This window comes from Streptomyces sp. NBC_00654 (genome assembly GCF_026341775.1).
GTDB lineage: Bacteria > Actinomycetota > Actinomycetes > Streptomycetales > Streptomycetaceae > Streptomyces.
On record NZ_JAPEOB010000002.1, the window covers coordinates 2,457,954 to 2,483,598 of the forward strand.

The window sequence follows — 25,645 nt, forward strand, 5'->3', positions numbered from 1 at the left end:
CCGGGAGACCGGTGGAGCCGGGAGACCGGTGGGTGCCGTCAGGCGGAGGCCCGCGTCCGTTCGTCCGCCGGGGCGCCGTGGGCCGCCGCCCGGTCGTACCGGTGCAGCAGCAGCCGGACCATCGCCGGATGCGCGCCGAGCGGGGCGGCGGCGATCCCCGGTGCGGCGTCCGCGGCGGCGGCGAACCGGCCGGGCGCGGTGAAGTACGAGGCGACGGCGACCCGGTGGCGGCCCCGGGCGGCCGGCGCGCGCAGGGCGACGGGCACGGTGGGGCTCGCGGCGGAGGCGTACGCGGGCACCACGGGCACCCCGCCCAGCCGTTCGCCGAGCATCCGGGCGGTACGCCGGGTGTCGAGCACCGAGTCGGGGTCGCGGGACCCGGCGGCGGCGAGCACGACGGCGGCGCTGCGACTGCCCGGGCCGCCAGCCCGCCTCCACGAGCCGCCCGTACAGCGCCTCGACGAGCAGCGGGTGCCGCCCGAGCGGCGCGGCGATCCGGCTCCGCAGACCGGGCTCGGCGGCGGTGGCCCGGGGCAGGTCGTGCTTGACGTGGTGGCCCGGGCCGAGCAGCAGCGGTACGAGGACGGCCTCGCCGGCCCCGACCCGGGCCAGTGTGTCGGGCAGCAGGGGTTCGTTCAGCTCGATGTGCCCGAGCCGGACGTCGGGTCCGGGGCGTGTGTCCCGTACCCGGTCCAGGAGGCCGAGGACCGTGCGCAGCGCCTGCGGGTCACGGCTGCCGTGCGCGACGACGACCAGGGTGGGGGCGGGGCGGACGCCGCTGCCGCCGCGGGCGGGTCGGGCGGGTCGGGCGGGTCGGGCGGGCTGCCGGGTGCGGGGCATGGCCTGCGGGTTCCGTTCAGGGAGACGAGGCTGAGCTGGGTGCCGAGCTGTGCGGTGATGCGGATGAGGAGTTGCGCCGTGCTGTCGAGAGGCACTGGCTCGCGAAGGTAATCCGGTGCGGGCTCCGTCATGCGCCGATGGTGCCGGACGGAGGTTGCCGGTCCGTTGCGTGGCCGTGACGGGTCTTCTCCGCCGCCTCACGACCGGGCCGGAGGCGGTGTCAGCGCGCGGCGGCGGGCCGTGGTTTCCCACGTCGGCGAACCTTTTGGCCGTTTTGCTCGTCCGAGCAGGTGGGAGACCGCACACCAGATCGACAGGGGGGTTCCCATGCGAGGCGAGCGAGGCGAGCGGCTGAAGTGGCCGGAACGGCTGAAGCGACGGGAGAAGTCGGAGGGCCGGGAGGGGTTGGTGGGGTCAGAGGGTCTGGAGGAGAAGCCGAACGGTGAGCCGGAGGGGAAGCCGAACGGTGAGCCGGAGGGGAAGCCGAACGGTGAGCCGGAGGGGAAGCCGAACGGTGAGCCGGAGGGGAAGCCGAACGGTGAGCCGGAGCGGGCCGGGCGGCTTCGTCGGCCGTTCCGGCTGTCGCTGCCACGGCCACTGCCGTCGTCGCTGTCGCTGCCCCGCACCCGGCGTGCGCAGCGGCGGGTGGTGCAGGGGCTGATGCTCGCCTGTGTGGTGGCGCTCGCGCCCGCGACCTGGATGCACACCACCGCCGACGCCCGGGTGCGGACCACGGCCGACGCACCGGCCCGGGACGTCGCCATGGTGTTCGGCGCCGGGCTGTGGAAGGGCAGGCCGTCGCCGTACCTGGCGCACCGGCTGGACGCGGCGGCCGAGCTGTACCGGACCGGCAAGGTGAAGGTCGTGCTGGTCACCGGGGACAACAGCCGGGTGGAGTACGACGAGCCGGACGCGATGCGGACGTACCTCACGGCGCGCGGGGTGCCGGACACACGGATCGTCAGCGACTTCGCCGGGTTCGACACCTGGGACTCGTGTGTACGGGCCAAGAAGATCTTCGGCGTGGACCGGGCCGTACTGGTGAGCCAGGGCTTCCACATCCGGCGGGCCATCGCCCTGTGCCAGTCCGCGGGGATCGACGCGTACGGGGTCGGGGTCGACGCCAAACGCGACGCGACCTGGTACTACGGCGGGGCACGGGAGATCCTCGCGGCGGGGAAGGCGGCCCTGGACGCCACGTTCAGGCCCGACCCGCACTTCCTGGGACCCGAGGAGACCGGGGTCGCGGAGGCACTGGCCGCCGGCCGGCGGTGAGCGCCCCCCGACCTCACCGGACGCCCCATGCCCCTCACCGGACGCCCCGTCGGAGGTCCCGCCGGACGCCCCCGCCGGGCCGCGCGTCCCCGACCTCACCGGGCCTCCCCCGGCGGGCTGAGGTGTGCGTACCGGGGGCGTAACCGGAGGCCGGGGCACTCGTAGTACCCGGCTCGCACGCTGGGCGCATGGTCAGCACCGAGACGCCCACCCACTGCCCGTACTGCGCGCTCCAGTGCGGGATGACGCTGCGCCCGGTCGCCGACGGCACGGTGGCCGAGGTCGTGGGGCGCTCCGATTTCCCCGTCAATCGGGGCGCCCTGTGCGGCAAGGGCAGGACCGCGCCCGCCGTGCTCCTGGGGAGTCGACCCGGACTCGCTGCCGGGGCCGGGTCGCAGCGCCTACGAACTGCTGGACGCGCTGGGGCGGGACGTGCGCGCGCTGCTGGTGATGGGCTCCAACCCGGTCGTCTCCGCGCCGCGCGCCGGGCATGTGGAGCGACGGCTGCGGTCGCTGGACTTCCTCGCGGTCGCCGATGTGGTGCTCTCCGAGACGGCGGCGCCGGCCGATGTCGTGCTGCCGGTGACGCAGTGGGCGGAGGAGAGCGGGACCACCACCGGTCTGGAGGGCCGGGTGCTGCTGCTGCGGCGGGCGGTCACCGCCCCGGACGAAATGCGCAGCGACCTGGAGGTGCTGCGCGGCCTGGCGGCGCGGCTGGGGCACGGGAAGGGGTTCCCGGCCGCGCCCGAGAAGGTCTTCGACGAGCTGCGGCGGGCCTCGGCGGGCGGTCCGGCCGACTACGCGGGCATCAGTTACGAGCGGATCGCGGCCGAGGACGGGGGGTTCTGGCCCTGCCCGGACGCCTCGCACGCCGGTACGCCCCGGCTGTTCCTGGAGCGGTTCGCCACCGAGGACGGGCGGGCCTCCTTCGTACCGGTCACGTACCGACCGGCCGCCGAGGAGACCGACGCGGAGTATCCGGTGGTGCTGACCACCGGGCGGGTCGTCTCCCAGTACCAGTCGGGGGCGCAGACCCGCCGGGTCGCCGAGCTGAACGCGGCTGCCCCGGGTCCGTTCGTCGAGCCGCATCCACGGCTCGCGGACCGGATCGGGGTGGCCGAGGGCGACCCCGTGGAGGTCACCTCGCGGCGCGGGCGGGCTGTGGCGCCCGCCCGGATCACCCCGTCGATCCGGCCGGACACCGTCTTCATGCCGTTCCACTGGGCGGGTGAGGGCCGGGCCAACACTCTGACCAACCCGGCCCTCGACCCGGTGTCCCGGATGCCGGAGTTCACGGTGTGCGCCGTCCGGGTGGCGGCGGCCGCCCGGTGACCCACCGCCCGTCGGGGATGAGGATGCCGCTGGTGCGCAGGGAGCGGGTGACGGCCGCCGCCGCCAGATAGACCCAGGCGCGCACCGGCTGCTCCCCGGCCGCCGCCGGGACCTCGGGCCCTCCGTCCCCGGCTTCCCCGGCTTCCCCGGCTTCCCCGGCCTCCGGGAACCCGACCCCCGGGAAACCGGCCACTGGGAACCCGGCCACCGGGAACTCGACCGTCCGGATCACCCGCTCGTACAGATTCCGCGGGTGGCCGGGCCCCAGGTACTCCTCCAGGTGGTCGAGCAGCCCCAGCAGTTCCCCGTACACCCCCGGCACCGCCGTGATGAGGGTGCCGTGGACCGCGCCGTGGCCCTCGACGGCGTACGGGTAGCCGGGCCCGTCGTAGAGCAGGGCGCCCGGCAGCACGGCCCGCCGCTCCCCGGTCGTCCGGCCCCGGAGGAAGAGGTCGTGGTTGGGTTCGCCGGGGAGCAGCGTGCCGTACACGAAGAACGGCAGCTCTGCGGCGGGCCCGGCGCCGGCTTCGGTGAGGCTCATCGCGGCCGTCACAGGGCGGTTTCGGGTGCCGTCTCCGCCATCACCCAGCCGAGGTAGCGGGCGCTGCCGCGGACCACGGGGATCGCGATGATCTCCGGGGTGTCGTAGTCGTGCGCCTCCCGGATGTGGTCCTCCAGCTCGTCGTAGCGTTCGGCCGTCGTCTTGAGGAACACCTGCCACTCCTCGTTGGTCTCGATGGCGTTCTGCCACCGGTAGACCGAGGTGACGGGCGCGGAGATCTGGGCGCAGGCGGCGAGTCGTGCCTCCACCGCGCCCCGGGCCAGGGCGTGGGCCTTGTCCTCGCTGTCCGTCGTGGTCAGCACGGTCAGCCATGCCGGCGCTGTCATCGTCGCTCTCCTCGGGTCACGGAGGGGCTTCTGCCCCCTTGTCTCCGCCTCCCCCGATTGTCGGTCCGGACCGGCTCAGGCGCCGTACGGACGCCGAGCCTTGGCCTCGCGCAGGGCCTGGCCCCACCAGAGCACCTGGTCGAGCAGCACCTTCGCCGCCGCGTCGGCCTCCGCCGGGTCCTTGTGCTGTCCTTCGTCGTCGAAGAGCGCACCCGCGTTGTGGAAGGAGACGGTGTCGCGCACGGTGACGGCGTGCAGTTCGGCGAAGACCTGACGGAGGTGTTCGACGGCCCGCAGTCCGCCGGAGACTCCGCCATACGAGACGAAGGCGACGGGTTTGGCCTGCCATTCGAGGTGGTGCCAGTCCATGAGGTTCTTCAGCGAGGCGGGGTAGGAGTGGTTGTACTCGGGGGTGAGGACGACGAAGGCTTCGGCCGCCGCCAACCGGGGTGTGACCTTGGCGAGTTGGGCAACTCCCGCAGGGCTCGGCCGGTAGGAGAGGGTGTACGGGAGGTCGAGTTCGGCAAGGTCGATCAGGTCGGTCTCGATCTCCGGATGATCTGCCGCGCGGGCGAGGAACCAGTTGGCGACAACCGGTCCGAAGCGCCCGTCGCGGGTGCTGGCGAGAATGACGGCCACCTTGAGCGGGGTGGTGGCCGTGTCGGTCGATACGTGGGTGTCGATGTCCATGCCGGAGAGAATCACGCCTCAACCACGGTTGAGGTCAAGCCCGTCGGACACGGATGTCCGGCATACGGTGGCGGTATGACAACTCCCGCACCGGCGCTGTACGTCGAGGTCGACGGACACCCGGCCACCGAGGCGGATCTGCGGATCCCGGCCTTCTTCAACTACGGCCACTTCACGGCCATGCAGATCAGGGACGGGAAGGTCCGCGGCCTCGCGCTCCACCTCGCCCGGCTGGACGGCGCGAGCCGGGAGCTGTTCGAGCTGGCACTGGACGGGGAACACGTACGGGGTCTGATCCGGCACGCCCTGGGCGGCGCCGGGGTACGGGACGCCTCCGCCCGGGTCCACGGTTTCCTGCCACCGGGCGACACGGAGTCGACGCTGATGGTCACGGTGCGCCCGCCCGCCCGGATGAGCGCCGAACCGAAGAGCCTGATGTCGGTGCCGTACGCACGGGTGGTGCCGCACATCAAGCGCCCCGGCGAGTTCGGGCAGACCTACTACGGCCTGCTGGCCGGGCGGTCGGGCTTCGACGAGGCGCTGCTGACCGCGCCCGGCGGCGTGGTGACCGAGGGCGCGATCACGAACATCGGTTTCTGGGACGGCACTTCGGTGGTGTGGCCGCAGGCGCCCGCACTCATCGGCATCACGATGGCCCTGCTGGAGAGCGGACTCGCCGGGGCCGGGCGGCCCTCGGTGCGGCGCCCGGTGACACTGGACGGCCTCGGCTCGTACCGGGCGGCCTTCCTCACCAACTCGCAGGGAATCGCTCCGGTCCGGCGGATCGACGACACGGAGTTCGCGGTCGACGAGGAGCTGATGGGGCGGCTGGCCCAGGTGTACGAGGGCACCGCCTGGGACACCGTCTGAGCCCCTGAGCCCGCGGACCGCCCGGCGAATCCTGAGCCCGGTGACCGCCCGGTGACGGCGACCCCTGAGCCCGGGGACCACCCCGAGCCGGTGACACCGAGCTGCGACACCGAGCCGGTGACCCGGCCGGTGCAGGAGCATGGGGGCATGCAGATCCACATCGAGGCCTCAGACCTCCCGGGCCGCACCTGCGGCCCCGACACCGACTTCTCCGGCTTCGACAACATCCATGTCGGCGTGCAGCGCAAGGACCGGCCCGGCGAGCTGCTGGGCCCGCACCCCGGCGACGCCCCGTCCGCCGCCTGGACGCTGGACTGCACGGCCACGCCCACGGAGGACGGCATCGAGATCACCGGGCCGTACATCCAGAACAGGCTGGGCGGGCGCTTCGTCTATCTCTCGTGGGGGACGGTGGACGACGCGGGCGTGTTCACCATGTTCCGGCGCGCCAAGCTCCTGTTCGCCGACATCGATCCGGCCGTCCTCGAAGCCGCCGCCCGCACCGGGCACCTCACCGCGCGGCTGCGGCTCACCGACGCCAAGGGGCAGCCGCTGTGCGCCCGGGTGCGCCCGCCGCACATCACCTGGAGCGCCACGGACGGCACATGACACCGCCCCCACCGGGCCCAGGGGGGATGGGCCGGGTGAGGGCGGTTGCCATGGGGGCGGCGGTCGGTATCCGTCCCGTGGGGGGTGTCAGACGTGTTCCCGCCACCACCATGGACATTCCTGTGACCTGCGTCACATTCAAGGCGTGCGCCCCATCGCCGCCGCGCGTCTCACTCGATCGGCACCGCGCACCGGCTGCCCGACCGATCGGCCCAGCCGCACGGCCGCGACCTGCGCGGACGCCGTCCGGGCGGGGCGCCGCAGCGGGCCGTACGGGTGAAAGCTGAGCGGGCGTCAGAAGGCATGGGCGGCGGGGCACCCGTTATGTCGGAGGCAGGACACACCCGCTCGCGCCCGTCTGCCCGGAGGAATCCCATGCGCAGTCCTGCCCGCCTCGTGACAGGCACCGCCACTGCCGCGCTCACCGTCATGGCACTCGGCCTCACCCTCGCCGCCCCGTCCGCCTACGCGGGTGACCTCGGCCGGCTGGAGATCACCCCGGCGTCCGCCGCACCGGGAGCCACCGTCACCGTGAGCACCACCGCGTGCGGCCCCAAGGGCTCGGGCATCGGCGACGCGAACTCCCTGGAGGCCGGAGACTTCGAGATGCGCCCCGGCACCCACAAGGAGTCCGCGGTGGGCCAGTTCACGGTCCCGCACGAGACCGAGCCCGGCACGTACGACATCGCGGTCTCCTGCGACAACGGCAAGGAGGCCACCGGCGACTTCGAGGTGATCGCGGGCGGGAAGCACACCACCCCGCCGGAGACCCGGCCGGAGGCGAAGCCCGAGTACGAGCGGCCTTCAGGGCACGTCAGGACCGGCGTCGGCGGCAGTGTCGGGCCCGACACCACACAGATCGCGGCGGGCGTCGGCGTACTCGCCGCGGCGGCCGTCGGCGGGGTGTGGCTGATGCGCCGCCGCCCCGACGGCAGCCAGGGCGGCTGATACGAGGGCGGCCCCGCCCCTCCGCAACGGCAAGCCACGACCAAGGACGACGACGTGTCCGAGAAGGCGCAGAAGGCCAAGGGCTGGCTGGTGGGCATCGCCGTACTGAGCGGCATCTGGCTCGTCCAGAACGGCTCCGGCACCCAGGTGGTGCCGCCCCAGCCGTCCACCGCCCAGGCCTTCGCCGCCGGGCCCCAGCTCCAGCCCGGCTCCCCCGTCGCCGCACCGCTGCGGCCCTCCGCGCCGGTCCGGATCCGCATCCCGGACATCGACGTGGACGCGCCGATGATGCGGCTGGGGCTGGGCGCCGACGGCAGCCTCGACGTACCGCCGGACGGCAACCGCAACATCGCCGGCTGGTACAAGGACGGCGTCCCGCCCGGCGCCAGGGGAACCTCCATCGTCGCCGGGCACGTGGACAACGCGCGGGGGCCCTCCGTCTTCTACGCGCTGGGGGCGCTGAAGAAGGGCACCAGGGTCGAGATCCTCCGCGAGGACGGACGCACGGCCGTCTTCTCGATCGACGCGATCGAGGTGTACGAGAGCGAGGGCTTCCCGGACCAGCGGGTGTACGGCGACTCGCCGCACGCCTCACTGCGGCTGATCACCTGCGGCGGCGGTTTCTCGGAGGAGACCGGCTACCAGGGCAACGTGGTCGCGTACGCGCACCTCACCGAGGTGCGCTGACCGCGCGCACGGCGGGACGGCGGGCGCGGGCGCACCGGGCCGGGCGAGCGCGGGCGCATCTGGCCGGGAGGGCGCGGCGCACCGGGCCGGGCGGGCGCGGGCGCACCTGGCCGGGCGGGCGCCGGCGCACCGAAGGGGATCATGCCGTCCACTGGTCGAATCCCAGCTTGGCGACCAGCGAGAACACCACGACCAGCAGCACCCCGCGGACGAAGTCGCTGCCCTTGCTCAGGGCCATACGGGCCCCGATCATGCCGCCCGCCAGATTGAACACGGCCATCACGGCGGCCAGCTGCCACAGCACGGTGCCCTGGTAGGCGAACATCGCCAGCGCCCCGGCGTTGGTGCACACATTGACGATCTTGGCGGTGCCGGAGGCGGCCACCAGGTCCAGGTGGAGCACCGCGGTCAGCGCCAGCACCAGGAAGGTGCCCGTGCCCGGCCCGAACAGCCCGTCGTAGAAGCCGATGCCGCCGCCGACCAGCACGATCGCGGTGACCGTACGGGCCCGGGTCACCTGCTTTCCCGTGCCGTCGCCCCCGGCCGCGGTACCGAACGACGGCCGCAGCATCACGAAGGCGGCGACCCCGAGCAGCACCACCATGATCACCGGCCGCAGCACCTCGCTGCTGATCCCTGCGGCGAAGAACGCCCCGGTCATCGATCCGGCGAGGGCCATCAGCCCGACCCGGAGGGCTGTCCCCACCGGGACCGGCGCCCTGCGCAGATAGGTCACGGCGGCGCCCGAGGTGCCGACGATCGCGACCGCCTTGTTGGTGCCGAGGACATGGGCGGCCGGGACCTGCGGCAGGCCCAGCAGGAGCGCGGGCAGGAGCAGCAGCCCGCCGCCGCCGACCACCGCGTCGATCCAGCCCGCCGCGGCGGCGGCGAGGCAGAGGAGTACCAGGGTGGTCAGTGTTATCTCGGGCATGTACCCGACACTAAGCGACGCCCGCCCGCCCCTCTCACACGCCCCGGCAGCCCCCTCACACGCCCCCGACGCCCCCCGATCCCTCGGCGAGGTTCGTCCCGGAGCGCGATCAGATCAAGCCCGACCTGGGCATCCTCGCGGGACCGGTACTCGCCGTCCGTACGCTCGAAGGGACCGCCTCCTGATGACGGACCGGACCACGGGGGCGGCGCGGGACACCCGCGTGATCCAGCTCGCGGACGGGACCGGCTGGTTCACGGTCTGCGAGCGCGCGCTGCTGACGCCGGGGCCGCGGGGTCGCCGCCCTTCTCCCGGACGGCGGACAGGCCGCCCTGTTCATGGACCGGGCGGGCCGTGTGTACGCGATCGGCAACCGGGACCCGTTCACCGGGGCGTACGTCCTCTCGCGCGGTCTCCTCGGCTCGGCCCGGGGGGCGGCCGTTCGTCGCCTCTCCGCTGCTCAAGCAGCGCTTCGATCTGGCCACGGGAGCCTGCCTGGACGACGACGAGGCACGCGTACCGGTCTTCGGGGTGCGTGTGGCGCCCGAACGGACGAACCTCATCCGCGAGCCGTTCACCGGTTGTTGACGCTCCGTCAACGTGATCGCTCTACTGTCCTGACGCGCGACTCGCCGGGCCGACCGGACCGGCGGGCCCTCACGACATTCGTGGAGTGATCGTGGAACGTCGGACCTTCTTGCGCACAGCCGTGATCGGCACCTCGGCGGCGGCTTTCGGCGGCACCCTGTGGCGGGGCGCCGCCCTCGCCGACCCGGCCCAGCCGGGCACCGGCCCGTACGGCGCGCTGCAGGCGGCCAACGGCAACGGCATCCAACTGCCGAGCGGCTTCAGCAGCCGGATCATCGCCCGCTCGGGCCAGACCGTGAGCGGCAGTTCGTACGCCTGGCACAGCGCGCCCGACGGCGGGGCGACGTACACCGACGGCACCGGCTGGATCTATGTCTCCAACGCCGAGGTGTCCTCGGGCAGCGGCGGCGGCGCGAGCGCCGTGCGCTTCGACTCCTCGGGCAACGTCACCTCCGCGTACCGGATCCTGTCCGGCACCGACAACAACTGCGCGGGCGGGAAGACCCCGTGGAACACCTGGCTGTCCTGCGAGGAGGTGACCCGGGGCCATGTCTACGAGACCGACCCCTGGGGCGTGGACGCGGCCGTGCGCCGGCCCGCGCTGGGCCGCTTCAAGCACGAGGCGGCGGCGTCCGACCCGGACCACGGCTACGTCTACCTCACCGAGGACGAGTCCGACGGGCGCTTCTACCGCTTCCGCCCCACCACCTGGGGCGACCTCGCGAGCGGCACCCTTCAGGTGCTCGTGGCGGGCACCGGTACCTCGGGCCCGGTGACCTGGGAGACCGTCCCCGACCCGGACGGGTCCCCCACCCAGACCCGCTACCAGGTCTCCGGCGCCAAGGTCTTCAACGGGGGCGAGGGCTGCTTCTACGCGGCGGGCACCTGCTGGTTCACCACCAAGGGCGACAACCGGGTGTGGGCGTACGACGCCGACGCCTCGTCCCTCTCGCTCGCCTACGACGACTCCCTGGTGTCCGGCGGCGCCCCGCTGACCGGCGTCGACAACGTCACCCGGTCGTCCTCCGGCGACCTCTATGTGGCGGAGGACGGCGGCAACATGGAGATCTGTCTGATCACGCCGGACGACACCGTCGCCCCGTTCCTGCGGATCACCGGCCAGTCCGGCTCCGAGATCACCGGTCCCGCCTTCTCCCCGGACGGCACCCGGCTCTACTTCTCCTCGCAGCGCGGTACCAGCGGGAGTTCGTCCGGGGGCATCACGTACGAGGTGAAGGGCCCGTTCCGCGGCTGACCCGGCGGGCGGCGGGCCCCGTGCGTGACGCCGGGGCCTGCCGGGGCCGCCGGGGCCCGCCGGGGCCGCCGGGCGTCTCGGGGCCGCCGGGTCAGACCTGCCGGCCTTCGACCGCCTCCGGGTCCATCCACATGACCTCCCAGAGGTGGTGGTCCGGGTCCTCGAAGGAGCGGCCGTACATGAAGCCCTCGTCCATCGGGTCGTTGGCGGGGAATCCTCCGGACGCGAGCGCGGCATCGGCCATCTCGTCGACCTTGGCGCGGCTGTCGGCGCTCAGGCAGATGATGGCTTCCGTCGTCTTCTCCGCATCGGCGATTTCCTTCTTGGTGAACTCCTTGAAGCGCGACTCGGTGATGAGCATGAAGAAGATCGTGTCGCTGATGATCAGGCAGGCCGTTGTTTCGTCGCTGAACTGCGGGTTGAAGCCGTAGCCGAGCTTCCCGAAGAAGTTCTTCGACGCCTCCAGGTCCTTCACCGGCAGGTTCACGAAGATCATCTGAGGCATGGCTGTCTCGCTTTTCGTCTCGGTGGCGCTGTGCCGTCGTATCGCCGTGGCGCACTGCGCGCTCTGCGGTGCTGTGTCACGCCGTGACGTGCTCCACGTTACGTCCGCGCGGAACTCGTCGCCCAGCGGCGGGAAGGTCTCCGCCCGGCGGGCGGGAAGGTCTCCGCCCGGCGGGTGGGAAGGTCTCCGCCCGGCTCAGGGAAGGGCGAACGGGGCACCGCCCCTGAGCAGCGATCCGCCCAGCGGGGTGAGCGTGTGCATGACCGAGGTGCCGCGCCGCAGGGTGAGGACCAGACCCGCCTCGCGCAGCACGGAGGCGTGCTGGCTCGCCGATGCGATGGACACCCCCGCCCTGCGGGCCAGTTCGCTCGTCGTGCAGCCGTTGCCGATGGCCTGGAGCACGGCGGAGCGGGTGTGCCCGACGAGCCGGCCGAGCCACGGGCCCGGTTCGGCGAAGACCGGAGCGCCGTGGTGGGTCACGGGGTAGACCAGCACGGGCGGGAGCCTGGGGTCTCGGTAGACGACCGGGGTGCCCCGGCAGAAGAACGACGGCTGGAGGAGCAGCCCCCGTCCGTTCAGATGCAGCTCGCGGTCGACCGGGTAGTCCGCCTCCAGCACGGGCGAGCGCCACCGGATCATGGGCGGCAGGGAGGCCAGCAGCCCGTCCGTGCCCCCGTCGAGCAGGGCCCGCCCGCGAACCGCCCTGTCGGCCTCGATGCTCGCCCGGATGTGCGGCCAGTACGGCTCGACGGCGGCGCGGTGGTAGCTGCGCAGGGCGCCTATGAGGCGGCCGAGCGGTTCCGTGCGGCCTGCGGAGAGGGCCTCCAGCAGAGCGTCCGGCGAGCGCCCGGCCGTGGGCAGGCCCCGCCCGCACGGCGGACGCCCGCCCCGCAGCCGCCCGGCCGTCAGCAGGCCCAGTTCATGGCGGAGCCGGTCGACAGGGGTGTCGCGCAGGGCTTCTATTCCGGCATCGAGGCCGAATGGTTCCGCACCCTCCCGGGAAGGCGTCAGAAAATCCGGGAAATAGCCACGCGGCGGAACTACCGCAGCCAGTATGTGTACTTCACCATTCAACCGCGCCCGGGATTCCGTACGCCATTTCCCGAACACCGTGGAAGCGCGCCGGTCTCTCAATCGATGGAAACTGAGAATGGTTTCCCATAATGCGTCCGGCCTGGTGGCCATCCTCACCTTCGAAAGGTCCGCCCCGGACACATGGATACGCAACACCGTTCCCCACCCCTTGCAACCGCAATCGCCCCCACCAAAGGGTATGCGGGCAGTCACGCGAGGTCACCACGGGGTTTCGGCCACAGTTGAAACGCCTCGCCCCGTTCCGCTTCACCCGAAAGGCTGTACGTCGTCGGGTACGAATCCGGCGCCACCGGAAGAACACGTGAAGGCCGTGGGGGGCTTTGTGTGTTCGGCGGCGGTCGGCGACGGTGCGGCTCCGTGCCCGGCGGGGGTAAGCCGGGTGCGGCCCATGGGTGGGGATCCATGGGCCGCACCCCGGTCCCCCACCTCTTTTCTTTGCTTACCAAACGGAGCAATGGGATCGGGCGGGGGCGGATTGAGCGCCGTATCGCACATCACCGCACGACTCCCAACGGCACATCTCCACACGGCATGTGCCCGCGTGACATGCGTCCGCGGGGCGCACACCCCCTATTTATGCGCACGGCGCATAAATGGAGCGGCGGCACCCCCGCACAGGGTGCCGCCGCTTCTGGGTGGTGGTCGTCGGTGACGGCCGTGGCGGCAGCCGTCGGTGGTGGCCGTGCTGCAGCCGTCGGTGTCCGGGGCGCGGTGTCCGGGGCGCCCTCGGCGTACGAGGTGGTCCCGGTGCCGCCTCAGCGGCTGTCGCTGCCCTTCGACTGCGCGGCGGCCCGGCCCGCCTCCAGGCGTGCCACCGGAATACGGAACGGCGAGCAGGAGACGTAGTCCAGGCCCACCTCGTGGAAGAAGTGCACCGACTCCGGGTCCCCGCCGTGCTCGCCGCAGACACCGAGCTTGAGGTCGGGACGGGTCGCCCGGCCCGCCGCGACGGCGCTGCGCACCAGGGCGCCGACACCGTCCTTGTCGATCGTCTCGAACGGCGACACCCCGAAGATGCCCTTCTCCAGGTACGCGGTGAAGAACGAGGCCTCGACGTCGTCGCGGGAGAAGCCCCACACCGTCTGCGTCAGGTCGTTCGTGCCGAACGAGAAGAACTGGGCGGCCTCGGCGATCTGGCCCGCCGTCAGCGCGGCACGCGGCAGCTCGATCATCGTGCCGATGGTCAGCTTCAGATTGGTCCCGGTGGCGGCCTGGACCTCCGCGATGACCCGGTCGGCCTCCTCGCGGACGATCTCCAGCTCCTGGACCGTGCCGACGAGCGGGATCATGATCTCGGGGCGCGGGTCGCCCTTGGCGTTCTTGCGCTGGGCGGCCGCCTCGGCGATGGCGCGCACCTGCATCGCGAACAGCCCGGGGATGACCAGCCCCAGACGTACGCCGCGCAGCCCCAGCATCGGGTTCTGCTCGTGCAGCTTGTGCACCGCCTGGAGCAGACGCAGATCGTTCTCGTTGGCGTCCTTGCGGGACTCGGCGAGCGCGACCCGTACCGACAGCTCGGTGATGTCGGGCAGGAACTCGTGCAGCGGCGGGTCGAGCAGCCGGACGGTGACGGGCAGCCCGTCCATCGACTCGAACAGCTCGATGAAGTCGGCCTTCTGCAGCGGCAGCAGGGTGGCCAGCGCGGCCTCGCGCTCGGCGTCGGTGTCCGCGAGGATCAGCTTCTCGACCATCTCGCGGCGCTCGCCGAGGAACATGTGTTCGGTGCGGCACAGACCGATGCCCTGGGCGCCGAAGCGCCGGGCTCGCAGGGCGTCCTCCGCGTTGTCCGCGTTGGCCCGTACGCGCAGCCGGCGCACCCGGTCCGCGTACGCCATGATCCGGTGCACGGCGGCGACCAGTTCGTCGGCGTCGTCGGCGCCCGCGTGCATCCGGCCCTCGAAGTACTCGACGACCGGGGACGGTACGACGGGTACCTCACCGAGGTACACCTTGCCGGTGGAACCGTCGATCGAGACGATGTCCCCCTCCTCGATCACCCGGCCGCCCACCGTCATCCGGCGCCGCTTGGTGTCGACCTCCAGGTCCTCGGCGCCGCAGACACAGGTCTTGCCCATGCCGCGGGCGACCACGGCCGCGTGCGAGGTCTTGCCGCCGCGCGAGGTCAGGATGCCCTCGGCGGCGATCATCCCGTCGAGGTCGTCCGGGTTGGTCTCACGGCGGATGAGGATGACCTTCTCGCCGGACCGGGACCACTTGACGGCGGTGTACGAGTCGAAGACCGCCTTGCCGACCGCGGCGCCCGGGGACGCCGCGATGCCGCGGCCGAGCAGCTCGGTGACGGCCTCGTCGTCGAAGCGCGGGAACATCAGCTGGGCGAGCTGCGCCCCGTTGACCCGCTGGAGTGCCTCGGCCTCGCCGATCAGGCCCTGGTCGACGAGCTGGGTGGCGATCCGGAAGGCGGCACCGGCGGTGCGCTTGCCGACCCGGGTCTGGAGCATCCAGAGCTGGCCGCGCTCGATGGTGAACTCGATGTCGCAGAGATCCTTGTAGTGGGTCTCCAGCTTCTCCATGATCTGCATCAGCTGGTCGTACGACTTCTTGTCGATCGTCTCCAGCTCGGCGAGCGGCACCGTGTTGCGGATGCCGGCGACGACGTCCTCGCCCTGCGCGTTCTGGAGGTAGTCGCCGTAGACGCCCTGGTGGCCGCTGGCCGGGTCGCGGGTGAAGGCGACGCCCGTACCGGAGTCGGGACCGAGGTTGCCGAAGACCATCGAGCAGACGTTGACGGCCGTGCCGAGGTCGCCGGGGATGCGCTCCTGGCGGCGGTAGAGCTTGGCGCGGTCGGTGTTCCACGAATCGAAGACCGCGTTTATGGCGAGGTCCATCTGCTCGCGCGGGTCCTGTGGGAAGTCGCGTCCCGCCTCCGCGCCGACGATCTTCTTGAACTTCGCGACCAGCTTCTTGAGATCGGCCGCGGCGAGGTCCGTGTCGACGGTGACCTTCTTGGCCGCCTTCGCCTGCTCCAGAGCCTCCTCGAAGAGGTCTCCGTCGACCCCGAGGACGGTCTTGCCGAACATCTGGATGAGGCGGCGGTAGGAGTCCCACGCGAAGCGCTCGTCACCGGCCTGGGTGGCGAGACCGACGACGGAGGCGTCGGAGAGGCCGATGTTGAGGACCGTGTCCATCATGCCCGGCATCGAGAACTTGGCACCGGAACGGACGGACACCAGGAGCGGGTCGTCTGCCTGGCCGAGCCGCTTGCCCATCCGCGCTTCGAGCGCCGCCAGGTGCGCGCTCACCTCGTCGCGCAGCGCCGTCGGCGCCTCGCCGCTGTCGAGGTAGACCTTGCAGGCCTCGGTGGTGATCGTGAAACCCGGAGGGACGGGCAGCCCGAGGTTGGTCATCTCGGCGAGGTTGGCACCCTTGCCGCCCAGAAGGTCTTTCAGATCCTTGTTGCCCTCGGTGAAGTCGTAGACGAACTTCTGGGGATCTTTGTTTTCCGACACGGGTCTCGACTCCTCGAGGACGCGGTGGCTGCCCTGACGGCGAGGAACATACCCAGATCGAAGGTGTCTGGGTACGTCCACTTGCGCGTCATGCGGCCTCAACCACCCGTCCGCCAGCAGATCGAAAGTGATGACGGTCTTCCGCCGATCCGGGGACTGCCTTCACTTCTTGAATGAACAAATACGGACAGCTCGCGTTTTCGCCTCACGCATCGACAGTGCGTAACGAATGCGTCGATCGATCAAAACAAAGCACCTTGGCACCCAGTGCCATCATTTGAGAAGTACACCCCCTCACCCAGCGCTCATCTGAGCCAACACCTCCTCAGGAGTGGCGCGAATCACGCTACCGGCGATGCTCAGATGTCACCATCCGGACGCCCCAGGGATGCCAGCGGGTCACTCGTACATCACCGAGAGCAATAAACGGCCGGAGCCCCGCCCTCAAGATGACCCATGAGGGCACGTCGTCGACGTTTTTCCGCCGAACCCTGTCGAACCTTGCCGAATTTGCCGCTCAAACGAGCGAGGGCAGGAAGCAGGCACCGGGTGCCTGCTTCCTGCCCTTCATGACTGCGGTCCGTGACGGCTCCGAAGCTCCGGAGGCGCTTGACGGCCGAACCGGCCGGGACGGGCTCAGCCGCCCGAGGTGTCCAGCTCCGCGTCGGCGCTCACGCCCGCGCAGTCGTAGGGGTCCTTCAGCCAGCCGTCCGGCAGGACGACCCGGTTGTTGCCCGACGTACGCCCGCGCGGCCCGTCCGCACCGTCCGGCCACGGCTGGTCCAGGTCCAGTTCGCCCAGCTGGCTGCCCAGCTCCTCCAGCGAGGAGGTGATCGCCAGCTTCTTGCGCATCTCGGAACCGACCGCGAATCCCTTGAGGTACCAGGCCACATGCTTACGGAAGTCGATCACGCCACGGGTCTCGTCACCGATCCACTCCCCCAGCAGCGTCGCGTGGCGCAGCATGACGTCCGCGACCTCGCGCAGGGCCGGCGCCTGCCGCGTCGCGGTGCCCTCGAAGGCGCTCACCAGGTCGCCGAAGAGCCAGGGCCGCCCCAGGCAGCCGCGGCCGACGACGACGCCGTCGCAGCCCGTCTCGCGCATCATCCGGCGCGCGTCATCCGCGCACCAGATGTCGCCGTTGCCGAGGACCGGGATCTCCGGGACGTGTTCCTTGAGCCGGGCGATGGCGTCCCAGTCGGCGGTGCCGCCGTAGTGCTGGGCCGCGGTCCTGCCGTGCAGGGCGACGGCCGTGACGCCCTCCTCGACGGCGATGCGGCCCGCGTCGAGGTAGGTGATGTGGTCGTCGTCGATGCCCTTGCGCATCTTGATGGTGACCGGCAGCTCGCCCGCGTTGGAGACGGCCTGGTTGAGGATGGCCCGCAGCAGGGGCCGCTTGTACGGGAGCGCGGAGCCGCCGCCCTTGCGGGTGACCTTGGGGACGGGGCAGCCGAAGTTCAGGTCGATGTGGTCGGCGAGGTTCTCGTCGACGATCATCCGGACCGCCTTGCCGACGGTGGCCGGGTCCACTCCGTACAGCTGGATGGAGCGCGGGGTCTCGCTCGCGTCGAAGTGGATCAGCTGCATGGTCTTCTCGTTGCGCTCGACCAGCGCCCGCGTCGTGATCATCTCGCTGACGAACAGCCCCTTGCCCCCGGAGAACTCCCGGCACAGGGTCCGGAACGGGGCATTGGTGATACCGGCCATGGGGGCGAGCACCACCGGCGGCTGCACGGTGTGCGGGCCGATACGGAGCTGCGGGAGCGAGGGGGCGAGCGTGGTCATTCCCCCATTGTCCCGTACCCCGGGAAACCGCTGTGCCCGGCCGGTCGGCCGCGAGCGGGCCCGGCCCCGGTCATGCCCCGAGCAGGCCCCGAGCATGGATCGCAGCGTCGGCCGAACCCATGCGGTCCGCGTCACACCGCCGAGCGTGACCGGGCTCCTGCCCCCGACTGCTGTGGGCCCGGATCCGACGTGGCGGTTCCGTGCGCTCGGCCGAGTCAAGGTGGTCGGCCGAGTCCGTGCGCTCAGCCGAGTCCGGGTGGTCGGTCGAGTCCGGGTGGTCGGTCGCGGTGCCGACGGGATTCGAACCCGCGGACAGATCGGGGGCAGGCCCGCCCCGTCTCCGTCACTCGCCGTGGGGGGACCTCGCCCACGGCGATCGCAATGGGCCGCTCTGCCACGGCACCGCGACCTGCGGGGAACGCGCGCAGCCCCGCTCGGACCAAGGGTAGGGACATCGCCCTCCATGGACGAGGTATTTCTCCCCGGGGAGGGGTGAGCCGGCCCGGGGGCCGATGAAGATCAACCCGCCTGGGCGGAGGAGGTGTTGAGAAGCGCGGTCCCGGCGGGGGTGAGGGTGTGCAAGACCGCGTTGCGGTGACGAGTGGTGGCGGTGAAACCGGTGGAGCGCAGGATGGTGGCGTGCTCGCTGGCACTGGCGAGGGAAATGCCCGCGTGGCGGGCGAGCTCCGTGGTGGTGCAGCCGGGGTGATCGGCGATCGCGCACAACACCGTGGCCCGGGTGCGTCCCAGGAGCGCGGACAGCACCCTGGGGATCGTCGCCAGTACGGCCGCGGTCTGTGCCTGCGGCGGAACGAGGACGCGCTCGTCGTGGCGGATCGGAAAGGTCATGAACGGCTGGGGCTCGGCTCCGTCGTCCAGGGCGGGAAAAACCGCCCCGAACAATGACGGCACCAGCAGCAGCCCACGGCCTTCGAGGTGAACGTCGCCGCTGCTTCCCGAGGCCATGGTCAGCTCCAGCACCGGAGGGTTCCACCGCACGCACCGCGGGTTCAGCCCGGTCAACAGCGCCTGCACACCGCCCTGGGCCAATTGCAGCATCCGCAATGCCCGGTCCGCGTCGGCCAGCACATCGATCCGGGGCTGGTACGGCGCGACCACCTGCGTATGGACGTGCTCCAGGGTGTCGGTGAGCTGCCGTAACACCGCAGGATCGTCACCGAGCCGCTGAGTCCAGGCCGGCACCGTGCGCCGGCGGCTCGCCCACCGCTCCATCTCCCCGCGGATCTGCCGACGGGGAGTGGCGCGCACCTTGTCCAGTACCGCCTCGGGACTTCCGGCGTCCGCGGGGGTGAGGAAGTCGACCGAGAACCCCGTCGGAGAGACCAGGTCGAAGAGCAGCCGGACCTTTGGCGACAGACGCTTGAACGACTCCTGCCGCCAGGCACCGAACCGTATGGGGTACGTCCGCTCCTGCAGGATGCGCAACGCGATGTCCAGCTCCAGCAGCGGCCGAGGCGCCGGTGCCAGGCGCGTGCACGCGAGATCCGCAGCCGTGAAGTGAATCCGCAAGGTCATGCCGCTGATTTTCCCGATTCGCCGTCCTGCGGGCTACGTCGAATCACGTCGCAAGAGCCGTCTCCGGCGGCGAAATCCCATGGGCACCATGGTGATCCCGTCCAGCGCGGCCATACACACCGGTCCGTACGGGACCTGCACCACGGTGGGGTACGTCAGCGGTGGCACCGCGGTCCACTACGACTGCTACTCCGTGAACAGCTACGGCAACACCTGGACATGGATCCGGGACGGCAACGGAAGCAGCCCGGGGTGTGGATCTACGACGCCTACCTGGATGACGGCGGCGCCACCGCACAGTGCTGACCGGCTACGGCGCGTCGAGTCGTGAGAATGCGCGGCGCTGCTCGACCAGCACACCGAGAGCTGAACGGCCTCCGCCCCGGGCCCGGGGCGGTGCGCCGGATGACCATAAGGATCCGGATGACCACAAGGACATGGAAGGACTGTCATACCCGTCTCCTATCGTCACCCACATGACCAACAAGCCCGCACCCGAACGCCTCTCCTTCGCAGAGGCCGACACTCGTCTTGTTCCGGCTCTCTCCGCCTCCTTCGAGGGCGACTATGACCATGTCCTGCTCTTCGACGGCGATCTGGAACTGGAGGGGGGCTTCCTCGAAGCCGTCGCCGGGATCGGGAATCTGGACGGCGTGGACCTGGTGGTGATCACCGGCGATCTGACGGTGTCCGGCCCCATCGCGCTCTACGGGTCTCTGCCGGGGCTCTACGTCGGCGGTACCACCCGGGCCGAGACCCTGGAGGGCGGCGACTGCGAGATCTACATCAAGAGCGGCGCCTTCACTCATCTCGTCTACGGCGACTACAACAGCGGCATCCTGGAGACCGGCACCGTGGAGACCCCTTGGGTCATCAACTACGACCACGATCTCCGCGTTTCCGCCCCCGGCGCTCTCCTGGTGGACAACTACGGCAACGATGACGAAGCGGACTTCAGCAGCGAGAACATTGTGGAGTCGTTCGTCGCCGAGGTCGTCGACCCGGAAGACGAAAGCATCGACGTGCCGGAGTTCCTGGAACGGCTGCGGGCCGGACTGCCGGTGCTGCGCCCGGAGGCAGGTGTCGCGGCTGCCGAGGTGTGAGGAGGGTGGGGCCCGGCCGGGTGCTTGGGCTCCAACGTGTGTGTGAGGTCGTGATCGATGTCCGCACATCCGCTGCCGTGCCGGGCTCGCGCCCCAGGCCGTCCCATAGCCCGCACGGACCTCTTCGCGTCCCTGGCAGCGCTCGGGCACGCCCGGAAAGCCGAGAAACGGGAACTCGTGCACGGCGTCGGCAGCGTACCCAGCAGCAAGATCGTCCGCAGGCTTGTCGATCATCGCCCGGTGGTAGCGGGCCAGGACGTCGCGGGACCGAGGTCGGCCGAGGTGGTGTCCGGCATGACGGTGGGACTCCGGTGAGTCAGCGTGTGCGCGACCCTGTCCGGGTGATGGACCGGAGTTCGGACGGGAGGACGAGGAAAAGGGCCTCCAAGTTCCGTGCATGAAACCCGACTTGGCGACCTCATCGACGCACTCTACGTGCTGGATCACGGACTCCGTACCGGTGCCCTGCGGCATGGCCCCGGCCGACGGTGAGGCACTCGCAACCGGCCGGGAGACCGGACTCAGCCGTCCAGGGCGGGCCCCGAAAGTAGATCTTGAGGGATGCCGCCTCGGCGGGCCCTTGAAACTCGCTTCACCTTCACCACCACAGGAGCGATGATCTCCGCGAAGGCTCGACGAAAGGCAGGTGATCATGGACGGTCGACGATCAAGACTGGTGCTGCTGTGCGGTCTTCCCGGTGCCGGGAAGACCACGGTGGCCAAGAAGTTGGAACGGGAACTGTCCGCCGTGCGCCTGTGCCCGGACGAATGGCTTACGGACCTGGGCTTCGACCTCTTCGACAGTGAGGCCCGGGACCGCATCGAACGTCGCCTGTGGCAGCACGCCCAGGATCTGCTGGTTTCCGGAGCCGTTGTGATCTTGGAGAACGGGTTCTGGCAGCGTCCGGAACGCGACGAGAAGCGGCTCCGCGCTCGCGCGCTCGGGGCCGAGGTCGAACTGCGCTACCTCAAGGTGCCGATGGCGGAACTGGAGCGGCGCATCGCCCTCCGGAACCAGGAGCCCGGCTCGGTCGTGCTGACGGCCGAGCTGCTCAGGGAGTGCCAGAGCCAGTTCGAGGCCCCGACGCCGGCCGAACTGGACCTGTTTGATCCGCCCCTGTCATAGACAACGCGCGGAGAGCGCCCACCATGGCCACTGTGCCGTGTCTATCGGGTCAAGTCGTCGGGTTGGCCTCTCCGAACGAGGCGCGGCCCGTAGAGGCGGGTGATGTCACTCGTTGGCGTCCGGGGCCGGCTCGGCCCTGAGGACCGGGTCGAGGCCGGTCTCGACGAGATGGAGGGGCACCAGGCGACCCCGTACCAGTCGTCGGGACCGAAGCACGTGACGAGGGAGGCCGCGTGACGAAGCCCCACCATGCGAACGCACGATGGGGCTTGTCCGGCTCGGCGAGAAGCCGGGGGTTCAGACCGTGCCGAACTCTCCGGCCTTCACGCCTGCCACGAACGACGCGAACGAGCTGGCGGGGAAGTCCAGAGTGGGGCCGCACAGATCCTTGGAGTCACGCACGGGGACCACGCCGCGCGACACGGCGAAGTTGGCAGCGACCTCGATGCACTGTCCACCGTTGCTGCTGTAGGAGGACGTGAACCAACGGGGGGATTCGGTCGTCATGAGGTGCCCTTTCGTACCTGCTCAATCACGGCCACGAATGCCGCCAGTCTGGCGGTCAGCCGACTGCTTGGACAGAAGTGGGATGCATTTCCAGTGCAGTTGACCCGGCGCCGAACGGTCTCGGGGTACGGCGTGAGCTGACCATCGGGACAGCGCGAAGCCCCACCATGCTGGACACGGCGGGGCCGTCCGGCTCGGCGTGGAGCCGGGGGCTCAGACCGTGCCGACCTCTCCGGCCTTCACACCCGCCACGAACAACGCGAACGAGCTGGCGGGGAAGTCCAGAGTGGGGCCGCACAGATCCTTGGAGTCACGCACGGGGACCACGCCGCGCGACACGGCGAAGTTGGCAGCGGCCTCGATGCACTGTCCACCGTTGCTGCTGTAGGAGGACGTGAACCAACGGGGGGATTCGGTCGTCACGGGCTGCCCTTTCGCAAGTGTTCGATCATTGCCACGGATGCCGGTCCGGCCCAACGCCCCCCGACCTCCATGGACAGTAGGCAACCAACACCGGCAGAAGTGAAGTACGTTCCCGGCCCAGGTAGCCACGACTGGACGGACTCGGTGTACGGCGTAAGCCAGCCGCCGGGACAGCGCGAAGCCCCATCATGCGAATGCACGATGGGGCTGTCCGGCTCGCAAAGAACCGGGGGTTCAGACCGTGCCGAACTCTCCGGCCTTCACACCCGCCACGAACGACGCGAACGAGCTGGCGGGGAAGTCCAGAGTCGGGCCGCACAGATCCTTGGAGTCACGGACGGGGACTACGCCGTACGCGGGGGCAAGGTTGGTAGCAACCTCCACGCACTGGCCACCATCGGAGCTATAGGAAGACTTGAACCAGTGGAAAGAATCGGTCGTCACGAGGTGCCCTTTCATACCTGGCTGATCAGAGCCACGGAGTCAGCCTGCGATAGCGCTTCGGCCTGTAGCTGATGGTAGGACGTGAGCAGGGGCCCGACGAACCTCATGTCACGTTCCAACTGGCCCGAGTGTGCGGACTCCGCGTAGGCCATGTGTGCCCTGTCCACCATCGTGACCAGAGTCACCGGCTTGTTCAGCGAGCGGCGTTCGCCGAGTCGGAACGGGGCCACCTGCACGACCGTGTTCGGCATGTCAGCAATCATCGCGAGATGATCCAGTTGTTCCGCCATGACCCCGGGCCCGCCCACGTGCTGCCGGATGCAGCTTTCATCGAGCACGGCATACACCTGCGGCGGCGGAGTACGGGCGAGTGAATCTTGACGCCGTGTAAGCAGCGCAAGGCGTTCCTCTGCCTGCAGTTCGGTGATTGCGCCGCGCCGTACTGCACCCATGGTCACGGCAGTGGCATATGCCAGAGTCTGAAACAGACCCGGCATCAGGCCCATTTCAAAGAGCCGGATCTCTGTGGCCTGCCCCTCCTGCACGACGAACTCAGGGAAGCCGTCGAGTATCGCGCTGTCGCGCGTTGCCGCGCCCTGCCGGGTCAGCGCTTCTCCCGTCCCGAAGGCTCGGTCAGCACTTGCAGTGAACGCGGAAGTTGGAGTTCGGGAACCAGTTTCGACACCGGAAATGTGGGACGCGGAGTATCCCGTACGCCGAGCCAACTCCTCCTGCGTCCAACCACGCTCCTCACGCAGCCTGCGCAGACGCTCCCCGAAGGCAGCGCGGGGGCTCGCTGCCGGGTCTAACTCCTTACGATTCGCCACCTGTTGCCTTTCCATCATTCAATCTCGCGGAGGTTGAAGGTGCCGTCAGAGTAGGTCACGCTGGGTCGCCTTGGTAGTGGAACAGCTACGGAGAGGCACGATCGTGTGTGCAGTAGACGGTTTCCCGAACGGACACACCCCCCACACTCCCGCCCCCGGCACCCTCGTGGTCGACACCAGCCGCGCCGACCGCGTGGGCGAGTTCCGTGGGACCGCCGGCCCCTACTGGTCGCTCCGGCCGGTCTGCGGCGGACAGGAATGGGAAGCCGCACCCGAGAACGTCCGCCCCGTGGACCGCATAGAGCGTCTTCGGGCCGAGAACGCACGGCGCAACGCCCGGAGCGAGGGCCGGCTGCTGTGACCAGGCCCTTCGCCCACTTACCCGTCCGGCTCGCCCTCACCGCAGGAGCCGCCGCACTCCTCGTCCGCCAGTACGCCCGCCGGATCATACGGGCCCTCACCCCACAACCACCCCGGCCCCAGCCGCTGTTCACCGAGCTGCGACGCATCGAGACCGACCCCGCCTACCGGGCCCTGTTCCTCGCCGGACTGGACGCCGCGATCCACCGGCGCGACGCGGAACACACCGCCGAACTCCACGCCGTCGAAGCGGCGGGCGACCTGCTCCGGCATCTCAACCACCCCCGCCCCGGCCCCGACTCCGGCGACCACACCCCGGCAACCACCACCGACACGACCTACATCGCCGAGATCACCATGACCACCGGGACCACACCACACCCCGTCCCCCTCGGCCGGACCACCGCACCCAACCGACGCCTCGCCCTGCGCTGGCTCCGCACACAAGCACTCCGCCTCGCCGACGCACACGGACAGCCCATACCCCCAGGCACCACCCCCTGGACCCACACGAGCAACGACGTCCGGCCGGTCACCTTCCACAGCACCCACGCCCCCACAGCACTCCGCACCTGGGCCACCACCGACCAGCACCAGGCCCACGCACTCCACCACCTCGAAACCGGCTCCACCACCCTGCTCACCGTCACCGACCCCGCCACCGGCCTCCACCTCACCCTCACCGCCCAACCTGCCCAACCCGCCCGGCCACCCCGGACCACCACCCACCACGCGGAGGAACCATGCCTCTCCTGACCCCATACGTCGCCTCACGGAGCAGCGACAGGGGCACCCTGCAATCCGCGTTGGGCATCGGGTTCACCGCGAAAGGGCCCCACCTCGTCTACCGGGACGAACGCCCCGAAGACCGGGACAAGCACGGCAACCTGTGGGTACGCGTCGAGGAATCCGACGACCCCGGACACATCCAGTACGACTCCCTCCACCCCACCCGCCAGCGCACCTGCATGGAACAGCTCCTCTGCCAGATCTGCGCCCGGCCCGCCGACCGCAACAAGGACGGCTGGCTCTTCATCGACTGGCGACGCCAGGACTCACCCCCCACCTGGCCCGAGAAATCCCTCACCACCATGCCCCCGCTCTGCACCGAACACGCCCGGGTATCCGCCCGCCAATGCCCCTTCCTCCGCCACGGCGAACACACCCTCCTCCGCGTACGCAAACCCCACCCCCACGGCGTAGCCGGAACCCTCTACACCCTCACCACCACCGGCTGGACCACCACCGACAACGGCCAACTCTCCCCCTACAACCAACCCCGCCACCCCGGCATGCTCGCCTCCCTCCTCATCCGCCAACTACACGGCGTGAAAGTCGTGGACCACCCGTAACCCCTCACCCCACGACACGACGGCGGGCGATCCTGACGCGGGCGAGGGCGGAACTCCTGGTCGGCCCTTGCCCTCGGTGCCCCCGGGGAGGACAGCGGCGCCGCCCCCGCATGGGGAAGGACAATCATTTTCACTTATACCCTCCGGGGGTATAGAGTCGCATTACCCCGGTGGGGTATCTGCGTCCCTCCCGATGGATTCA

At 70.5% G+C, this 25,645-nt stretch carries 26 protein-coding genes and 5 pseudogenes; 16 read left to right on the plus strand and 15 right to left on the minus strand.

What is annotated here, in order from left to right:
• Window positions 1–38: 38 nt before the first annotated feature.
• A pseudogene (locus OHA98_RS31190) lies at window positions 39–971 on the minus strand (sirohydrochlorin chelatase).
• A 448-nt stretch (window positions 972–1,419) separates the two neighbouring features.
• On the opposite strand from OHA98_RS31190, the gene OHA98_RS31195 reads away from it, so the two are divergent.
• The 3 genes and pseudogenes from OHA98_RS31195 to OHA98_RS31200 form a co-directional block, all read left to right on the plus strand.
• Complete coding sequence (locus tag OHA98_RS31195; protein WP_266930995.1) at window positions 1,420–2,115, plus strand: vancomycin high temperature exclusion protein; 696 nt, start codon at window positions 1,420–1,422, stop codon at window positions 2,113–2,115.
• Window positions 2,116–2,303: 188 nt separating this feature from the next.
• Window positions 2,304–2,450: pseudogene (locus tag OHA98_RS43005) on the plus strand (hypothetical protein); the annotation flags it as partial.
• Between the two features lie 22 nt (window positions 2,451–2,472).
• A pseudogene (locus OHA98_RS31200) lies at window positions 2,473–3,447 on the plus strand (molybdopterin oxidoreductase family protein); the annotation flags it as partial.
• Here the strand turns inward: OHA98_RS31200 and OHA98_RS31205 are convergent.
• The 3 genes from OHA98_RS31205 to OHA98_RS31215 form a co-directional block, all read right to left on the minus strand.
• Complete coding sequence (locus OHA98_RS31205) at window positions 3,407–3,988, minus strand: gamma-glutamylcyclotransferase family protein (protein ID WP_266930460.1); 582 nt, start codon at window positions 3,986–3,988, stop codon at window positions 3,407–3,409. The pseudogene OHA98_RS31200 and the gene OHA98_RS31205 overlap by 41 nt on opposite strands.
• Window positions 3,989–3,996: 8 nt before the next feature.
• The gene (gene cutA / locus OHA98_RS31210) at window positions 3,997–4,335 is read right to left on the minus strand and encodes a divalent-cation tolerance protein CutA (RefSeq protein ID WP_266930461.1); all 339 of its coding nucleotides are present in this window, start codon (window positions 4,333–4,335) and stop codon (window positions 3,997–3,999) included.
• Window positions 4,336–4,410: 75 nt separating this feature from the next.
• On the minus strand, window positions 4,411–5,025 hold the full coding sequence (locus tag OHA98_RS31215; protein ID WP_266930463.1) for an NADPH-dependent FMN reductase: 615 nt from the start codon (window positions 5,023–5,025) through the stop codon (window positions 4,411–4,413).
• Between the two features lie 75 nt (window positions 5,026–5,100).
• Between OHA98_RS31215 and OHA98_RS31220 the strand changes: the two genes are divergently transcribed.
• From OHA98_RS31220 to OHA98_RS31235, 4 genes are all read left to right on the plus strand, one after another.
• Entirely contained in the window at window positions 5,101–5,895 is a 795-nt protein-coding gene (locus OHA98_RS31220; RefSeq protein WP_266930465.1) for an aminotransferase class IV family protein, read from the plus strand.
• A 147-nt stretch (window positions 5,896–6,042) separates the two neighbouring features.
• Window positions 6,043–6,504 (plus strand): DUF5990 family protein, encoded by a 462-nt coding sequence (locus OHA98_RS31225; RefSeq protein WP_266930467.1) that lies wholly within the window; start codon window positions 6,043–6,045, stop codon window positions 6,502–6,504.
• A gap of 375 nt (window positions 6,505–6,879) precedes the next feature.
• The gene (locus OHA98_RS31230) at window positions 6,880–7,452 is read left to right on the plus strand and encodes a hypothetical protein (RefSeq protein WP_266930469.1); all 573 of its coding nucleotides are present in this window, start codon (window positions 6,880–6,882) and stop codon (window positions 7,450–7,452) included.
• Window positions 7,453–7,506: 54 nt separating this feature from the next.
• Complete coding sequence (locus OHA98_RS31235) at window positions 7,507–8,139, plus strand: class F sortase (protein WP_266930470.1); 633 nt, start codon at window positions 7,507–7,509, stop codon at window positions 8,137–8,139.
• A gap of 139 nt (window positions 8,140–8,278) precedes the next feature.
• Here the strand turns inward: OHA98_RS31235 and OHA98_RS31240 are convergent, their stop codons facing one another.
• Window positions 8,279–9,070, minus strand: a complete 792-nt coding sequence (locus OHA98_RS31240) for a TSUP family transporter (protein WP_266930472.1) — start codon at window positions 9,068–9,070, stop codon at window positions 8,279–8,281.
• A gap of 338 nt (window positions 9,071–9,408) precedes the next feature.
• On the opposite strand from OHA98_RS31240, the pseudogene OHA98_RS43010 reads away from it, so the two are divergent.
• Both OHA98_RS43010 and OHA98_RS31250 read left to right on the plus strand, forming a co-directional pair.
• Window positions 9,409–9,658, plus strand: a pseudogene (locus OHA98_RS43010) (nitrite reductase (NAD(P)H) small subunit).
• Between the two features lie 91 nt (window positions 9,659–9,749).
• Window positions 9,750–10,913 carry an alkaline phosphatase PhoX gene (locus OHA98_RS31250; protein ID WP_266930474.1) on the plus strand — a complete coding sequence of 388 codons (1,164 nt, stop codon included), beginning with the start codon at window positions 9,750–9,752 and terminating at the stop codon, window positions 10,911–10,913.
• A gap of 91 nt (window positions 10,914–11,004) precedes the next feature.
• Here OHA98_RS31250 and OHA98_RS31255 read toward each other — a convergent pair whose 3' ends face one another.
• The 6 genes and pseudogenes from OHA98_RS31255 to OHA98_RS31280 all read right to left on the minus strand — a co-directional run bounded on the left by OHA98_RS31255 (window position 11,005) and on the right by OHA98_RS31280 (window position 19,301).
• Window positions 11,005–11,418 (minus strand): VOC family protein, encoded by a 414-nt coding sequence (locus OHA98_RS31255; RefSeq protein ID WP_266930476.1) that lies wholly within the window; start codon window positions 11,416–11,418, stop codon window positions 11,005–11,007.
• A gap of 195 nt (window positions 11,419–11,613) precedes the next feature.
• Window positions 11,614–12,648, minus strand: a complete 1,035-nt coding sequence (locus OHA98_RS31260; RefSeq protein WP_266930478.1) for a helix-turn-helix transcriptional regulator — start codon at window positions 12,646–12,648, stop codon at window positions 11,614–11,616.
• Window positions 12,649–13,268: 620 nt separating this feature from the next.
• On the minus strand, window positions 13,269–15,980 hold the full coding sequence (gene ppdK, locus OHA98_RS31265) for a pyruvate, phosphate dikinase (protein ID WP_266930480.1): 2,712 nt from the start codon (window positions 15,978–15,980) through the stop codon (window positions 13,269–13,271).
• A gap of 636 nt (window positions 15,981–16,616) precedes the next feature.
• Window positions 16,617–17,765, minus strand: a complete 1,149-nt coding sequence (gene dusB / locus OHA98_RS31270; RefSeq protein ID WP_266930482.1) for a tRNA dihydrouridine synthase DusB — start codon at window positions 17,763–17,765, stop codon at window positions 16,617–16,619.
• A 285-nt stretch (window positions 17,766–18,050) separates the two neighbouring features.
• Window positions 18,051–18,169, minus strand: a pseudogene (locus OHA98_RS31275).
• Window positions 18,170–18,284: 115 nt separating this feature from the next.
• Complete coding sequence (locus OHA98_RS31280; protein ID WP_266930484.1) at window positions 18,285–19,301, minus strand: helix-turn-helix transcriptional regulator; 1,017 nt, start codon at window positions 19,299–19,301, stop codon at window positions 18,285–18,287.
• 88 nt (window positions 19,302–19,389) lie between these two features.
• On the opposite strand from OHA98_RS31280, the gene OHA98_RS31285 reads away from it, so the two are divergent.
• The 4 genes from OHA98_RS31285 to OHA98_RS31300 all read left to right on the plus strand — a co-directional run bounded on the left by OHA98_RS31285 (window position 19,390) and on the right by OHA98_RS31300 (window position 21,767).
• Window positions 19,390–19,632, plus strand: a complete 243-nt coding sequence (locus tag OHA98_RS31285; RefSeq protein WP_266930486.1) for a hypothetical protein — start codon at window positions 19,390–19,392, stop codon at window positions 19,630–19,632.
• A gap of 145 nt (window positions 19,633–19,777) precedes the next feature.
• Entirely contained in the window at window positions 19,778–20,404 is a 627-nt protein-coding gene (locus tag OHA98_RS31290) for a hypothetical protein (RefSeq protein ID WP_266930488.1), read from the plus strand.
• A gap of 652 nt (window positions 20,405–21,056) precedes the next feature.
• Window positions 21,057–21,530: an ATP-binding protein gene (locus tag OHA98_RS31295; protein WP_323179653.1), complete on the plus strand. Its 474-nt coding sequence runs from the start codon at window positions 21,057–21,059 to the stop codon at window positions 21,528–21,530.
• A gap of 102 nt (window positions 21,531–21,632) precedes the next feature.
• Window positions 21,633–21,767 (plus strand): hypothetical protein, encoded by a 135-nt coding sequence (locus OHA98_RS31300; RefSeq protein WP_266930492.1) that lies wholly within the window; start codon window positions 21,633–21,635, stop codon window positions 21,765–21,767.
• A 60-nt stretch (window positions 21,768–21,827) separates the two neighbouring features.
• Here OHA98_RS31300 and OHA98_RS31305 read toward each other — a convergent pair whose 3' ends face one another.
• From OHA98_RS31305 to OHA98_RS31320, 4 genes are all read right to left on the minus strand, one after another.
• Window positions 21,828–22,037: a DUF397 domain-containing protein gene (locus tag OHA98_RS31305; RefSeq protein WP_266930494.1), complete on the minus strand. Its 210-nt coding sequence runs from the start codon at window positions 22,035–22,037 to the stop codon at window positions 21,828–21,830.
• A 213-nt stretch (window positions 22,038–22,250) separates the two neighbouring features.
• Window positions 22,251–22,460: a DUF397 domain-containing protein gene (locus OHA98_RS31310; RefSeq protein ID WP_266930496.1), complete on the minus strand. Its 210-nt coding sequence runs from the start codon at window positions 22,458–22,460 to the stop codon at window positions 22,251–22,253.
• Window positions 22,461–22,694: 234 nt separating this feature from the next.
• Complete coding sequence (locus OHA98_RS31315; RefSeq protein ID WP_266930497.1) at window positions 22,695–22,904, minus strand: DUF397 domain-containing protein; 210 nt, start codon at window positions 22,902–22,904, stop codon at window positions 22,695–22,697.
• An 11-nt stretch (window positions 22,905–22,915) separates the two neighbouring features.
• Entirely contained in the window at window positions 22,916–23,731 is an 816-nt protein-coding gene (locus OHA98_RS31320) for a helix-turn-helix transcriptional regulator (protein ID WP_266930499.1), read from the minus strand.
• A 103-nt stretch (window positions 23,732–23,834) separates the two neighbouring features.
• Here OHA98_RS31320 and OHA98_RS31325 point away from each other — a divergent pair, with 103 nt between their 5' ends.
• Genes OHA98_RS31325 through OHA98_RS31335 form a run of 3 tightly spaced genes read left to right on the plus strand, consistent with a single transcriptional unit; the run spans window position 23,835 to window position 25,443 of the window.
• Window positions 23,835–24,092 (plus strand): hypothetical protein, encoded by a 258-nt coding sequence (locus OHA98_RS31325; RefSeq protein WP_266930501.1) that lies wholly within the window; start codon window positions 23,835–23,837, stop codon window positions 24,090–24,092.
• The gene (locus OHA98_RS31330; protein ID WP_266930502.1) at window positions 24,089–24,847 is read left to right on the plus strand and encodes a hypothetical protein; all 759 of its coding nucleotides are present in this window, start codon (window positions 24,089–24,091) and stop codon (window positions 24,845–24,847) included. The genes OHA98_RS31325 and OHA98_RS31330 overlap by 4 nt, the downstream gene beginning before the upstream one ends.
• Window positions 24,835–25,443 carry a hypothetical protein gene (locus tag OHA98_RS31335; RefSeq protein ID WP_266930504.1) on the plus strand — a complete coding sequence of 203 codons (609 nt, stop codon included), beginning with the start codon at window positions 24,835–24,837 and terminating at the stop codon, window positions 25,441–25,443. Before OHA98_RS31330 ends, OHA98_RS31335 begins: the two co-directional genes overlap by 13 nt.
• Window positions 25,444–25,645: the final 202 nt, after the last annotated feature.